Source organism: Streptomyces hebeiensis, assembly GCF_052983195.1.
Genome location: NZ_CM129812.1, coordinates 6,353,334 through 6,367,143 on the forward strand (window position 1 = coordinate 6,353,334; position 13,810 = coordinate 6,367,143).

The window sequence follows — 13,810 nt, forward strand, 5'->3', positions numbered from 1 at the left end:
CTACGTGACGCTGCCGGCCGACGTGGTGAGGCCGGGCGCAGGCCTGGTCCGCCTCGCCTGCTCCACCCCGCCCCGCGGCGTCCGGACGGCGAAGGGGCACCGGCCTCGTGAGCCGGTGCCCCTCGTCCCGCCCTGCCCTGGCCTGCCCCCTGTCCTGGCCTGCCCGGGCCCGGGCTACCGCAGCAGCTCCACCTCCGCCAGCGTCGACGTCGCCCCGCTCACCAGGCGGTACTTCGCGTACGTGCCCGGCTTCGCCACCGTGAAGACGCGGGTCTGCCGGTCCCAGGTGAAGGACTCCTCCGACCGCGTGTCCACGTCGGTCCACGTCGTGCCGTCGGCCGAGCCCTGGAGGGTCCAGGACGTCGGGGCCTTCGCGGCCGTGGCCGAGGTCAGGGTGTACTGGACCGCCTTCGTCGGCGAGGCGACCGGCAGGTCCACCGACTCGGCCGGCGCCTCCGTGCGGGAGGAGTTGTCGGCGAGCGCGCCCGGGCCCGTCAACGCGTCCGTGCGCGGGGAGGGCACCTTGTCGTCGGTGGTGACCGAGACGGGGGCCGCGTTCTTCCCCGTGCCCCAGGCCGACGGCTTCGGGCCCATCGCGAACTCCAGGGTGCCGCCGCGCGCGATCACCTCGTGCGGGAGGGCCGTGGAGTTCCAGGTCTTGCCGTTGACCTTCACGCCCTGGACGTAGATGTTCTGCTCGCTGTTCTTCGGGGCCTTCACCGTGAGCGTGCGGCCGTTGTCCATGCGCACGGTCGCCTTCGTGAAGAGCGGCGAGCCGATCGCGTACTCCCCGCTGCCCATCACCAGCGGGTAGAAGCCGAGCGCCGAGAACAGGTACCAGGCCGACTGCTCGCCGTTGTCCTCGTCGCCGTGGTAGCCCTGGCCGATCTCACTGCCCACGTAGAGGCGGGAGAGGACCTCGCGGACCTTCTCCTGGGTCTTCCAGGGCTGCGACGCCGCGTTGTACATGTACGTGACGTGGTGGGCGACCTGGTTGGAGTGGCCGTACATGCCCATCCGCACGTCGCGCGCCTCCGTCATCTCATGGATGACCCCGTTGTAGGAGCCCACGAACTCCCGCCCCGCCGTCTCCGGCGTCGCGAAGTACGTGTCGAGCTTGTTCGCCAGGCCCGAGCGCCCGCCGTACAGGTTCGCCAGGCCGCGCGAGTCCTGCGGGGCGGTGAAGGCGTAGCCCCAGCCGTTGGTCTCCGTGTAGTCGTAGCCCCACACCCTCGGGTCGTACGAGGCGGAGGGCACCCGCCAGTCGCCCTTCACGTCGCGGCCCTGGAAGAAGCCGGCCTTGGAGTCGAAGAGCGTGACGTAGTTGCGGGCGCGGTTGCGGAAGTACGCGGCCTCCTCCTGGTAGCGCTTCTTCTTCGTCTTCTGGTAGAGCTTCTCGCCCATCTCGGCGATTCCGTAGTCGTTGAGGTAGCCCTCCAGCGACCAGGACAGGCCCTCGTGCGTCTCGGTGGAGGCGTAGCCGAGGAAGGGGGAGGTCTCCATCCCCTTGCGGCCGACGCCCGCGCTCGGCGGCACCACCGTCGCGTTCTTCAGCGCCGCGTCGTACGCCGCCTCCGCGTCGAAGTCGACGCCCTTGACGTAGGCGTCGGCGAAGGCCACGTCCGAGCTGGTGCCGGTCATCAGGTCGGCGTAGCCGGGGGAGGACCAGCGGGAGATCCAGCCGCCGTCCTTGTACTGCTGGACGAAGCCGTCCACCAGCCGGCCCCCCGTCTTCGGGGTGAGGAAGGAGTACGCGGGCCAGGTCGTCCGGTAGGTGTCCCAGAAGCCGTTGTTGACGTAGGCCTCGCCGTCGACGATCTTCGCGCCCGTCCGGGTGGGCGTGTCGGTGCCCGCCTTCGGCGAGAAGGGGCTGGCGTACTGGTGCTTCGGGCGCGCCTTCGTCCCCGTGTTCTCGAAGCCCGAGTTGGGGTACAGGTACAGCCGGTAGAGGCTGGAGTAGAGCGTGGTCAGCTGGTCGTGGTCCGCGCCCTCCACCGTCACCCGCCGCAGGACGGTGTCCCAGGCGTCCTGCGCCCGGTCCTGGACCCGCTCGAAGCGGGTGCCCGCCGGGATCTCGTCGGCGAGGTTCTTCTTCGCCTGGTCGACGCTGATCAGGGAGGTCGCCAGCCGGACGGTGACCGTGCGGTCGCGGCCCGCGTCGACGCGCAGGTAGCCGGTGACGTCCGCGCCACCGCCCCCGGTCAGCTTGCCGCTCGCGGTGACCGGCGCGTCCAGGACGCCGTACACGAACATGCGGGTGGCACCGGTTGACAGGCCGCTCTTGACGTCCGAGTAGCCGGTGAAGGAACGGGTGGCCGGATCGAGGGTCAGCCCGCCCGCGTTGGAGACGTTGTCCAGGACGAGGCTCGCGTTCTCGCCCGGATAGGTGATCCGCATCATCGCCGCGTGGTCGGTCGGCGTCAGCTCGGTCTTGAGGCCGTTGTCGAACGTCACGCCGTAGTAGTGCGGTTTCGCGGTCTCGTTCTCGTGCCGGAAGGGCAGCGCCCGCGCCGTACGCGACGCGTCGGGCGTGCCCTCGGCGGTCGACGGCATCAGCTGGAAGGTCTGCCGGTCGCCCATCCAGGGGCTCGGCTCGTGGCTGGCGGCGAACGCCTGGAGCGTCGGCCGGTTGCCGGCGTTGTTGCCGCGCGCGTACTCGTACAGCCAGCTGGTCGAACCGGCGTTGGTCACCGGCGTCCAGAAGTTGAAGCCATGCGGCACGGCGGTCGCAGGGAAGGTGTTGCCGCGCGAGAAGGAACCGCTGGAGTTGGTGCCCCGGGTCGTGGACGCGTAGTCCGAGAGCCGGGACAGCCGCTTCTCCGGAGCCTTCGGGGCCAGCGAGACGTCGTCGACCCAGCCCTGGAACGAGGCAGGGCCCTTGGGGGAGTCGTACGCCACGAGGATCCGGTCCACGGTCTTGCCGGCCGCGACCGAGCCGATCCGGGAATCGACCTGATTCCACTGGTTGACGTACAGCCGCTTGGCCGCGCCCTGACCCTCGGGGGTCAGCCGCCCGCCGTGCGCGTCGAGGGCACCCAGGTCACTCAGATAGGTGCCGTCGGTGAACGCGAGATCGACCGAGACATGGGTGGCCGGGTAGTTCAGGTCCGTCTCGCCCATGGCCGGGTAGATCCGGTACGACAGCGCGGTGTCGCGCCGGACGGCCACCTGCACGTCGAAGACCTTGTTGTACGAGTAGGCGCGCCCGTCCGGCCGGTGCGTACCGGCGTACTTCAGCGCCCGTACGCCCGTGAACCCGGCGCCGGCCTTGGCGGTGGGGGAGCCCGTCGGCCCGCGGTCCACCTGGGTGCGCATGTCCTCGGGCCCGGGCACGTCCGTGGAGCCGTCGGAGAACTGGACGTCGGCCAACTGGACCGCGTCCGAGGCGCCGTTGTTGGCGGTGATGTTCAGCCGGTAGTGCTGGTACGCGGTCGTGTTGTCCAGGTCGTACGACGTGGTCTTGAACCGCTCGGGGAAGGACTGGCCCGTACGGGAGTCCAGCTCCCGCCACTCCTTGCCGTCGGCCGACCCCTGGAGCGTGAAGTCCCTCGGGTCGCGCTCGGCGTGGTCGTTCGCCGACGTCAGGGCGTAACGGACGACCTTGACCGGCTCGTCCAGGTCGAACTCGACCCAGGCGGTGGGCGCGAACGCCAGCCATTTCGTGCTCGACTGTACGTCGATCAGGTTTTCCTTGGTCTCACCGCCGCCGGTGTTCTCGCCGCTGGCGCGCAGATCCACCACCCGGTCGGTGACATTGCCCGGAATTCCCTGACTGAAACCGCCCTCGACACCGGATGCCCGCTTTTCTCCGCCGGGTCCCACCTCCACGGTGTTGCGCCAGTCGGGCTGCGGATCACCTTCTTCGAAGGACGAACCGAATTTCGTATTCTTCGACGGCGACGCTGCGGACTGTGCCAGGGCGGCGGACGGTGCGGTCACGACGAGCAGCGAAACGGCCGCCACCAGGGCGGCCGCCTGCCGATGTCTGTGCCGGGGTCCGGTTCTGAACTGCATACCGAGCCTTCCTCCTGCGTACCGAGTCGGACAACGTTGTCAAACGGAGGGCGCAGGGACCAGTAGGGGCCAAGTGGGCAGTGGTGTCAAGGGTGTTGTCCGGAACTTGAGCGGTACCGCCGTGCGGGAGCCGGGGCGCGTACGGGCCGTCGGGTCGGGTGCGTACGGACCGTCGGGCCGGCGCGCGGGGCCGCCGGGCCGGGCGCGCAGGGCCGCCGGGCGCCGAAGACGCGGTCGGGGCGCGATCGAATCCGTGATCGGCGGACCGGCGAACGCCCGAGAGTTCTCACCCTTTGGTCTCAACTAGGGAAAGACTGCCGCCCCGAAGCGCTTTCGATCTTGCCCCACTGGCGGGAAGTGGACTATACCTGTCGGCGTCCGCCCAAGTGATGTGATGGCGCGCGATCCGCACGGTCATCGCTTTTCCGCGCGGCTGTCCTGCACGACCTGGTGCCGTGACCGGCAAGGCTTGTCCGTCAAGGAGCGGCGCTGGCTTCAATTGACCGCGGTGGCAGGGCCCTTCGCCTCAGAAGAGAAGGACGGGCGACCGGTACACCGCCTGAGTCCTGGAGAAGGCGAGGACTTGAGCATGGGATCCACCACCGCTCGAAACGACGAGGGCCGGGGACGTTCCGACCACGGCACGGGCTCCGGAACGATCGGCGGCGCCGGTGGCGCGAACGGGGGCCCCGCGGTCACCGGGGGGCTCGGCCGGCGCGACGTCATCAAGCGGTCCGCGGCGATCGGCCTGGCCGCCGTGCCGACCACGGGCTTCCTGGCGTCCTGCGCCAGCGGCTCAGGCGGTACGGACAAGCAGGTCGACAAGGGGGAGAAGACCGAGAAGAACCCCCTCGGCGTGAACGGCTCCGCGCCGCTGGAATTCGTCCTGTTCGACGGTGGCTTCGGTACGGAGTACGCCCAGGACGCCGTCAAGCTGTACGAGAAGACCTACCCGAAGGCCAAGGTCAAGTTCAGCTCGACCCAGAAGATCCAGTCCACGCTCCAGCCGCGCTTCAACGGCGGCACCCCGCCCGACCTGATCGACAACTCGGGCGCCGAGCAGATGGACATGGGCGTCCTCGTCGGCAAGAAGCAACTCGCGGACCTCACCCCGCTGCTGGACGCCCCCTCGTACGACGACCCGGCCAAGAAGGTGCGCGACACGCTGCGGCCCGGGGTCGTCGAGATGGGCCAGTTCGACGGCGATCCGGTGTGGATCATGTACTACGCCTACATGGTGTACGGCGTCTGGTACTCGCAGACCGCGCTCGACAAGCTGGACGCGGAGTACCCCGAAACCTGGGACGCGATGCTGGCGCTCTGTGCGAAGGCCAAGAAGAAGGGCATCGCGGGCTGGACGTACGCCGGCAAGTACCCGTACTACGTCCCCTTCTCGCTCTACCCGTTCATCGGCAAGATCGGGGGCCGCGAGGTCCTCGACGCGATCGACAACCTGGAGCCCAACGCCTGGAAGCACCCGGCCGTCAAGGCCGGCTTCGAGGCGTACTACGAGCTGTTCAAGAAGGGATACATCCTCCAGGGCACGCCCGGGCTGGACCACATCCAGTCGCAGACGGCCTGGACCGAGGGCAAGGCGCTGTTCATCCCGAACGGCTCCTGGGTGGAGAACGAGGCGGCCTCCACCACGCCCAAGGACTTCGAGATGAAGGTGGCGGCGCCCTCCAGTCTGGACAGCTCGGACAAGCTGCCGTTCGGCACGCTCTGGGCGTCGGGCGGTGAGCCCTTCGTCGTACCGGCCCACTCGAAGAACCCGGACGGCGGCATGGAGCAGCTGCGCATCATGCTCAGCGAGGCGTCGTCGAAGAACTTCACCAGCAAGGTGAAGTCGCTGAGCTCCTTCAACGGCGGCACGGACGGCCTCACCCTCTCCTCGGCGCTCAAGTCCGGCGAGGACGCGCTGGCCAAGGCGGGCGACAACGTGCTCAACCCGCGCCTCCAGGACTGGTACGTGGCCCTGCAGAAGGAGAAGATCGGCGCGGGCGCGATCGGCGAGATGATGGCGGGCCGGATGACACCGGCCGAGGCCGTCAAGAAGTGCCAGGAGTACGCCGACGCCGTGGCCAAGGACAGCTCCGTCAAGCACTACAAGCACCGGTAACGGAGCTTACGAGATCACGGTCCCGGCCGGGACCGGCTCCGCACGGGGCCGGCCCGGCCGGGACCGGCACAGCGGCCGTGGGACCCCACCGGGGGCGCACGGCCCCGGCCCGGCACAACGGGCCGCCGGCGCACCACGGCGCAACCCGCCGGAGATTCGGGGTCGGGAGACATGCAACACGGCAAGTACCGTTTCATCGTGGGGTTCCTGGCAGCCCCTCTCGCGCTCTACGCGCTGTTCGTCATCTGGCCGTTCGTCCAGTCGATCTACTACTCCTTCACCGACTGGACCGGGCTGAGCCCGGACTTCGCGATGGTCGGCTTCGACAACTACACCCGCATGCTCGACGACGGCACGTTCTGGAAGTCGCTCCAGCACAGCCTGCTGTTCGCGCTGCTGCTGCCGGTCGTCGTGCTCGGGCTGGCGCTCTTCTTCGCGTTCATGCTGAACGTCGGCGGGCGCGGCCGTAAGGGAGTCGCCGTCACGGGGGTCCGCGGCTCCTCGTTCTACAAGATCGTCTACTTCTTCCCGCAGGTTCTCTCGATCGCGATCGTCGCCCTGCTGTTCCAGTTCGCGTACAACCCGAACAGCGGCGCGGTGAATTCCGCGCTCGGCGCGCTCGGCGTGGACGCGCGGCCGGAGTGGCTGGGCGATCCGAAGCTCGCCCTGTGGTGTGTGATGGCCGTCCTGGTGTGGAGCACGACGGGGTTCTTCGTCGTCCTGTTCTCCGCGGGCATGGCGTCCATTCCGAAGGACTTCTACGAGGCGGCGCTGCTGGACGGCGCGAACCGCGTCACCACCTTCTTCCGCATCACCCTGCCGCTGCTGTGGGACACGGTGCAGTCCGGGTGGGTCTACATGGGCATCCTCGCCCTGGGCGCGGAGTCCTTCGCGGTCGTCCAGATCATGACCGTGGGGCCCGGCGGCCCCGCGGAGTCCACCAACGTCCTGACGTTGTTCGTCTACCAGAAGGCGTTCCGCGACGGTCAGGCGGCCTATGCGACCACGATCGGTGTCGCCCTGCTCGTGGTCACGCTGGCCTTCGCCGCCCTCGTGATGCGGCTGGGCCGGCGCGAGCGGCTGGAGTACTGATGAAGACCACTGACACCCCTCCGCCGGCCGGTACGGACCCGCCGGCCGGCCCCGGCGCCGGCGTCGGCCCGGCGAAGCAGCGGACCGCCCCGGGCGCGGTGGGAGCGAGCGGCGGACCCGGCGGCGGTGCCCGGGGGAGCGGGACGAGGGGGGAGCGGACCGGCGGGGTCCTCAACGTCTTCTCGCACGGCATCCTCGTCGTCTGGGCCTTCCTGGTCGTGATGCCGCTGCTGTGGGCCGTGCTGTCGTCCTTCAAGGACGACACGTCCATCCTCTCCTCGCCCTGGTCGCTGCCGGACACGCTGCGCTTCGAGAACTGGTCGCGGGCCTGGACCCAGGCGCACATGAGCGACTACTTCCTCAACACGATCGTGGTGGTGGCCGGTTCACTGATCGGGACGCTGCTGCTGGGCTCGATGGCCGCCTATGTGCTGGCGCGCTTCGACTTCCCCGGGAACCGGTTCATCTACTACCTGTTCATCGGCGGGATGAGCTTCCCCGTGATGCTGGCGCTGGTCCCGCTCTTCTACGTCATGAACAACATCGGGCTGCTGAACACGATCCACGGTCTGATCCTCGTCTACATCGCCTACTCGCTGCCGTTCACCGTCTTCTTCCTGACGTCGTTCTTCCGCACGCTGCCCACGTCGGTGGCGGAGGCGGCACTGATCGACGGCGCCTCGCACACCCGGACCTTCTTCCAGGTGATGCTGCCGATGGCCAAGCCCGGCCTGATCAGCGTCGGCATCTTCAACTTCCTCGGGCAGTGGAACCAGTACCTGCTGCCCACAGTGCTCAACACCGACCCCGACAAGAAGGTGCTCTCCCAGGGGCTGGTCCAACTCGCCGTCAGCCAGGGGTACAAGGGCGACTGGTCCGGTCTCTTCGCCGGCCTGGTGATGGCGATGCTGCCCGTGCTCGCCACGTACATCGCCTTCCAGCGGCAGGTGGTGGCCGGCCTGACGGCGGGCGCGCTGAAGTAGCCGTCGTACGAGCACCGATGCCCGCACCGGTCCAAGCACCGATGCGGGCATCGATACGAGGCACCGACAACGAGCCTGATACGAGCACCGAGCACCGAGCACCGAGCGGCCGCCCCGGCCCGTGCGTCGAGGCCCTCCCCGGGCTCTTGGTCCGGACCAATTGCTTTGATCCGTTGTTCCTACTGGTCGGTACTCGCTCAAGCCCTTGACGGGACGCTCCCCCGAACGCTGAGCTTAGAGTTCACAAGTTGGAGATACATCGGGGTCTCATGGGCGCGGCCCCGGTCGGCGGCGGTGGTCGTGCCGTCCGTCAAGGGCAGGAGTGGATCAACCGTGCGGACTCCAGGGTCGCAGTCGTCTCTGCACCGGGCCAACCTCGAGCGGGTCGTGCGCGCGGTGCGCATGGCCGGCTCGCTCACCCAGGCGGAGATCGCCCGGAGCACGGGCCTGTCGGCGGCCACGGTCTCCAACATCGTGCGCGAGCTCAAGGACGGCGGCACGGTCGAGGTCACCCCCACCTCGGCGGGCGGCCGCCGGGCCCGCAGCGTCTCGCTGAGCGGGGACGCGGGCATCGTCATCGGCGTCGACTTCGGCCACACCCACCTGCGCGTGGCCGTCGGCAACCTCGCCCACCAGGTGCTGGCCGAGGAGGCCGAGCCGCTGGACGTGGACGCGTCGTCCGCCGAGGGGTTCGGCCGGGCCGAGGCGCTGGTCGAGCGGCTGATCGTCACCACCGGCATCAGCCGCCAGAAGGTGGTCGGGGTCGGCCTCGGCGTGCCGGCGCCCATAGACGTCGAGTCCGGCACGCTGGGCTCCACCTCGATCCTGCCGGGCTGGACCGGCATCAACCCCAGCGACGAGCTGTCCCGGCGCCTCGGCGTGCCGGTGTACGTCGACAACGACGCCAACCTCGGCGCGCTCGGCGAACTGGTCTGGGGGAGCGGCCGGGGGGTCGGGGACCTGGCGTACATCAAGGTGGCCAGCGGGGTCGGCGCCGGACTGGTGATCGACGGCCGGGTCTACCGGGGCCCCGGCGGCACGGCGGGCGAGATCGGCCACATCACGCTGGACGAGTCGGGCCCCGTGTGCCGGTGCGGGAACCGCGGCTGCCTGGAGACGTTCACGGCGGCCCGCTACGTCCTGCCGCTCCTCCGGCCGGGCCACGGAGCCGACCTGACCATGGAACGGGTCGTACAGCTGGCCCGGGAGGGCGACCCGGGCTGCCGCCGCGTCGTCGCGGACGTCGGCCGCCACGTGGGCAGCGGCGTGGCGAACCTGTGCAACCTGCTGAACCCGAGCCGGGTGGTGCTCGGCGGGGACCTCGCGGAAGCCGGCGAGCTGGTGCTCGCGCCCATCCGGGAGTCGGTCTCCCGCTACGCCATCCCGAGCGCGGCGCGCCAGCTCACCGTGTTGCCCGGAGCCCTGGGCGGCCGGGCCGAGGTGCTCGGCGCGCTCGCCCTCGTGCTGAGCGAGATGGGTGACTCCACCCTGCTGGAGGGTGGACTGACGGCCGAGGCGCCCGCCTTTACTTAGACAAGAAAGTGCCTTCACTTAGATAACGAATGGCACCGTTGTCATCTCGTTAAGGATTTACTCCTTGACGCTGCCACCGGAGCCGAGTTGACTTCCAGCCACCTCGGCCGCAACGACGCGGCCTCGTCAGGGAGGTTAGTGAAGTGAACGCAACGATGCGTCGTGCTGCCGTGGCCACGGTCGCCACCGCGATGGCCGTCTCTCTCGCCGCCTGTGGCAGCGCCAAGGAGTCCGGCGACAAGGCGGAGGAGTCCAAGGCGGACAACAAGGGCCCGATCACGATCGGCCTGCTGCTTCCGGAGAACGAGACCGCCCGGTATGAGAAGTTCGACAAGCCGCTGATCGAGAAGCGGGTCAGCGAGCTCACCGAGGGCAAGGGCAAGGTCGTCTACGCCAACGCCAAGCAGGACGCGACCCTGCAGACCCAGCAGGTCGACACGATGGTGACCAACAAGGTCGACGCGCTGATCGTGGACGCCGTCGACTTCAAGGCCATCGCGGGCTCGGTCAAGAAGGCCAAGGACGCGGGCATACCGGTCGTCGCCTACGACCGGCTCGCGCAGGGACCCATCGACGCGTACACCTCCTTCGACAACGCCGAGGTCGGCCGGGTGCAGGGCAAGGCCCTGCTGGAGGCGCTGGGCGGCAAGGCCAAGTCGGGCCAGGTCGTGATGATGAACGGTGCCATCACCGACCCGAACGCCGCGGACTACAAGCGGGGCGCCCACTCCGTGCTCGACGGCAAGGTGAACGTCGGCAAGGAGTACGACACCAAGGAGTGGAAGCCGCAGAACGCCAACGCCAACATGGAGGCGGCGCTCTCCGCCCTCGGCAAGGACAAGATCGTCGGCGTCTACTCCGCCAACGACGGCATGGCCGGCGGCATCATCACCGCCCTCAAGGGGGCCGGCCTCGGCAAGCTCCCGCCGGTCACCGGCCAGGACGCCGAGCTCTCCGCCGTGCAGCGCATCGTCGCGGGCGAGCAGTACATGAGCGTCTACAAGTCCTACCCCAAGGAGGCCGCCACGGCCGCCGAGATGGCCGTCGCGCTGGCCAAGGGCGAGAAGCTCGACTCCATCGCCAAGGACACGGTCGACAGCGAGACCACCAAGGGCATCCCGGCGGTCCTGGTCCCGGTCGTCTCGCTGACCAAGGACAACATCCAGGAGACCGTGATCAAGGACGGTATCTACACGGCCGGTGAGATCTGCACCGCCTCGTACAAGGCCGCCTGCGACTCGGTCGGTCTGAAGTAACCGGCAGGCGGTGGCGGGCACGCGGCCGGTACGCCGTCCGCGCGCCACCGGCACGTCCGGTCCGTCCCGCCGCCCCGTCCTGTCCCGCCCCGTCCCGGCCGTCACGCCGTGTCCGTCGCACGGGTACGCCGCCCTCGCCCCCGGCCCGCCGCGGGGCGCGCCGGCGGGCCCGACGGACCCGGGCGGGCCCCGGCGGGACCGCTCGACGGGACGGCCGGCGGGCCCCTTCCGGCCGTCTCCGGGGCACCACCGCTCCGGTCCCGCGAAGCCTGTCCGGCGCCCCGCCCGTCCACGCCCCGCGGCTGGAGCGGGGCGCCGGACGGACCCACCCGGCCGCCGCGGCACGCGCCGCGGCGGGGCCGCCCCACCCCGTACCCCCCTCCTCCTCTGTTCCCCCCCCTCAACCACCGCGCCTCCACCCCGGCGCGGCATCCCCGCCGGTCAGGCGGCGAAGGAGATGGTTCACGTGACCGCTACGCCCGTGCTGGCGTTGCGCGGGGTCTCCAAGCGATTCGGTGCCGTCCAGGCGCTCACCGACGTAGAGCTTGAGGTCCACCCCGGTGAAGTGGTCGCCCTGGTCGGCGACAACGGTGCCGGGAAATCCACGCTGGTGAAGACCATCGCCGGCGTACACCCCATCGATGACGGCGTCATCGAGTGGGAAGGCAGGCCCGTGTCGATCGGCAAGCCGCACGACGCCCAGAACCTGGGGGTCGCGACGGTCTACCAGGACCTGGCGCTGTGCGACAACATCGACGTCGTCGGCAATCTCTACCTCGGCCGTGAGCTCCGCAGGTGGGGCGTCCTGGACGAGGTCGAGATGGAGCGCCGCTCGCGCGAGCTGCTGACGACGCTGTCGATCCGGATACCGAGCGTCCGCATCCCGATCGCCTCGCTCTCCGGCGGGCAGCGGCAGACGGTGGCCATCGCCCGGTCCATGCTCGGCGAGCCCAAACTGGTCATCCTCGACGAGCCGACCGCCGCGCTCGGCGTCGAACAGACAGCCCAAGTGCTCGACCTCGTCGAGCGGTTGCGCGAGCGCGGCCTCGCCGTGCTGCTGATCAGCCACAACATGGCGGACGTCAAGGCGGTCGCGGACAAGGTCGCCGTGCTCCGGCTGGGCACCAACAACGGTGTCTTCGACGTCGCGACCACCTCGCAGGAAGAGATCATCGCGGCCATCACCGGCGCCACGGACAACGCCGTGACCCGCCGCGCCTCGCGCACCGTGGAGGTTCAGAAGTGAGTACGGACAAGACCTCCACGTCGCTCGACAAGGACAACGCGAGCGGCAGGGGCGACACGAACAGCGACGCCGCCGGAACCGGAGGAGGCGGCACCGCGAAGGCGTCGGCGCCCGCCGTCGTGGACGCGCCCGCCGCGGCCGACGGCGCCGTCACCGCCGTCGACCCGCGGCTGCTGGTGCGCGAGCAGGGCCTGTCCGGTTACGTCTCCGAGTTCGGCCGCAAGCTGCGCGCCGGCGACCTCGGCTCGCTCCCGGTCGTCGTCGGCCTGATCGTCATCTGCGCCATCTTCCAGAGCCTGAACTCGAACTTCCTGTCCGCGGAGAACCTCAGCAACATCTCCGTGGCCATGGTCGGTACGGGCATGATCGCCGTCGGTATCGTCTTCGTCCTCCTGCTCGGCGAGATCGACCTGTCGGTCGGCTCCGTCAGCGGTGTGTCCGGTGCGATCGTCGCCGTGCTCAGCGTCACGCACGGGATGAACGAGGCGCTGGCCCTCGTGATCGCGATCGCCTCCGGCGCCGTCATCGGCGCGATCCACGGCTTCTTCTTCGCCCGCCTGGGCGCGCCCGCGTTCGCCGTCACGCTGGCCGGCCTGCTCTTCTGGCTCGGCTTCATGCTCCAGGTCCTCGGCGACAACGGCACCATCAACCTGGACTCCGAGGGCCTGGTCGCCCAGCTCACCACGTACTACTTCAGCGACGTCGCGGCCGCCTACGGGCTCGCCGTCTTCGCGGTCGTGGTGTTCTTCCTGACGTCGTTCCTGGAGAACCGGCGCCGCGACGCCGCGGGCATCCCCTCCCGGCCGCTCAACGAGACCCTGCTGCGCACCGGGGTCCTCGCGGTCGTGGCCCTTGCCGCGGCCTTCATGTTCAACCAGTACAAGGGACTGCCCCTGGCCGTGGTGGTGTTCCTGGCGGTCCTGGTCCTCACCGACTTCGTGCTGCGCCGGACCACGTACGGCCGCAAGGTCTTCGCCCTCGGCGGCAGCGTCGAGGCGTCCCGTCGCGCCGGCATCAACGTCACGCTGATCCGGGTCTCGGTCTACTCGATCGCCGGTACGTTCGCGGCCGTCGGCGGCCTCTTCATCGCCTCCAAGATCGCCGCCGCCAACCAGAGCGCCGGCACCGGCGACCTGCTGATGAACGCCATCGCAGCGGCCGTGATCGGCGGCACCAGCCTCTTCGGCGGCCGGGGCCGCACCTGGAACGCGCTGCTCGGTGTCATGGTGATCACGTCGATCCAGTACGGGCTGGCCCTGCAGGGCATCGCGACGCCGACCCAGTACATGATCACCGGCGGTGTGCTCCTGGCCACGGTCGTCATCGACTCGGTCACCAGGAAGACCCAGAAGACGGCGGGCCGCGCCTGACGCCGCGCTCCCGCCCGGTCCTCGGGCTCCGCCCCCGAGGCGTCCCACGGCCCGGCACCCGGCACCTGAACCAGGAGGCCGGCTGCCGGGCCGTGGTCTGCCGGCCGTGGGCCGGCCGGACCGTCGGCGTATGACAGTGGTCACCCGGCCTCGTATGACCGTGGTCACCCAGCTCCGGCCCCGGCCCCGTACGCCGC

General features: G+C 69.7%; 8 protein-coding genes. 7 read left to right on the forward strand and 1 reads right to left on the reverse strand.

Annotated features, from left to right (window positions below; genetic code table 11):
* Positions 1 to 174: 174 nt before the first annotated feature.
* Positions 175 to 4,014 (reverse strand): GH92 family glycosyl hydrolase, encoded by a 3,840-nt coding sequence (locus ACU6P3_RS27280; protein WP_447194533.1) that lies wholly within the window; start codon positions 4,012 to 4,014, stop codon positions 175 to 177.
* A gap of 589 nt (positions 4,015 to 4,603) precedes the next feature.
* Between ACU6P3_RS27280 and ngcE the strand changes: the two genes are divergently transcribed.
* The 7 genes from ngcE to ACU6P3_RS27315 all read left to right on the forward strand — a co-directional run bounded on the left by ngcE (position 4,604) and on the right by ACU6P3_RS27315 (position 13,613).
* Positions 4,604 to 6,133 (forward strand): N-acetylglucosamine/diacetylchitobiose ABC transporter substrate-binding protein, encoded by a 1,530-nt coding sequence (ngcE, locus tag ACU6P3_RS27285; protein WP_344276252.1) that lies wholly within the window; start codon positions 4,604 to 4,606, stop codon positions 6,131 to 6,133.
* Between the two features lie 171 nt (positions 6,134 to 6,304).
* Positions 6,305 to 7,225 carry a carbohydrate ABC transporter permease gene (locus ACU6P3_RS27290; RefSeq protein ID WP_344276255.1) on the forward strand — a complete coding sequence of 307 codons (921 nt, stop codon included), beginning with the start codon at positions 6,305 to 6,307 and terminating at the stop codon, positions 7,223 to 7,225.
* On the forward strand, positions 7,225 to 8,208 hold the full coding sequence (locus ACU6P3_RS27295; RefSeq protein WP_447194534.1) for a carbohydrate ABC transporter permease: 984 nt from the start codon (positions 7,225 to 7,227) through the stop codon (positions 8,206 to 8,208). The genes ACU6P3_RS27290 and ACU6P3_RS27295 overlap by 1 nt, the downstream gene beginning before the upstream one ends.
* 333 nt (positions 8,209 to 8,541) lie before the next feature.
* The gene (rok7B7, locus tag ACU6P3_RS27300) at positions 8,542 to 9,741 is read left to right on the forward strand and encodes an ROK family transcriptional regulator (RefSeq protein WP_447194535.1); all 1,200 of its coding nucleotides are present in this window, start codon (positions 8,542 to 8,544) and stop codon (positions 9,739 to 9,741) included.
* A gap of 155 nt (positions 9,742 to 9,896) precedes the next feature.
* Positions 9,897 to 10,997 carry a substrate-binding domain-containing protein gene (locus tag ACU6P3_RS27305; protein WP_447198085.1) on the forward strand — a complete coding sequence of 367 codons (1,101 nt, stop codon included), beginning with the start codon at positions 9,897 to 9,899 and terminating at the stop codon, positions 10,995 to 10,997.
* 457 nt (positions 10,998 to 11,454) lie between these two features.
* Positions 11,455 to 12,243: an ATP-binding cassette domain-containing protein gene (locus tag ACU6P3_RS27310; protein ID WP_030744694.1), complete on the forward strand. Its 789-nt coding sequence runs from the start codon at positions 11,455 to 11,457 to the stop codon at positions 12,241 to 12,243.
* Positions 12,240 to 13,613, forward strand: a complete 1,374-nt coding sequence (locus tag ACU6P3_RS27315) for a sugar ABC transporter permease (protein ID WP_447194536.1) — start codon at positions 12,240 to 12,242, stop codon at positions 13,611 to 13,613. Before ACU6P3_RS27310 ends, ACU6P3_RS27315 begins: the two co-directional genes overlap by 4 nt.
* The last annotated feature ends 197 nt before the right edge of the window (positions 13,614 to 13,810 follow it).

Excerpts from the sequence above, each read along its gene's own strand:
- ACU6P3_RS27280 (WP_447194533.1), bottom strand. The coding sequence starts at position 4,014 with ATGCAGTTCAGAACCGGACCCCGGCACAGACATCGGCAGGCGGCCGCC.
- ngcE (WP_344276252.1), top strand. The coding sequence starts at position 4,604 with ATGGGATCCACCACCGCTCGAAACGACGAGGGCCGGGGACGTTCCGAC.
- ACU6P3_RS27290 (WP_344276255.1), top strand. The coding sequence starts at position 6,305 with ATGCAACACGGCAAGTACCGTTTCATCGTGGGGTTCCTGGCAGCCCCT.
- ACU6P3_RS27295 (WP_447194534.1), top strand. The coding sequence starts at position 7,225 with ATGAAGACCACTGACACCCCTCCGCCGGCCGGTACGGACCCGCCGGCC.
- ACU6P3_RS27305 (WP_447198085.1), top strand. The coding sequence starts at position 9,897 with ATGCGTCGTGCTGCCGTGGCCACGGTCGCCACCGCGATGGCCGTCTCT.
- ACU6P3_RS27310 (WP_030744694.1), top strand. The coding sequence starts at position 11,455 with ATGGTTCACGTGACCGCTACGCCCGTGCTGGCGTTGCGCGGGGTCTCC.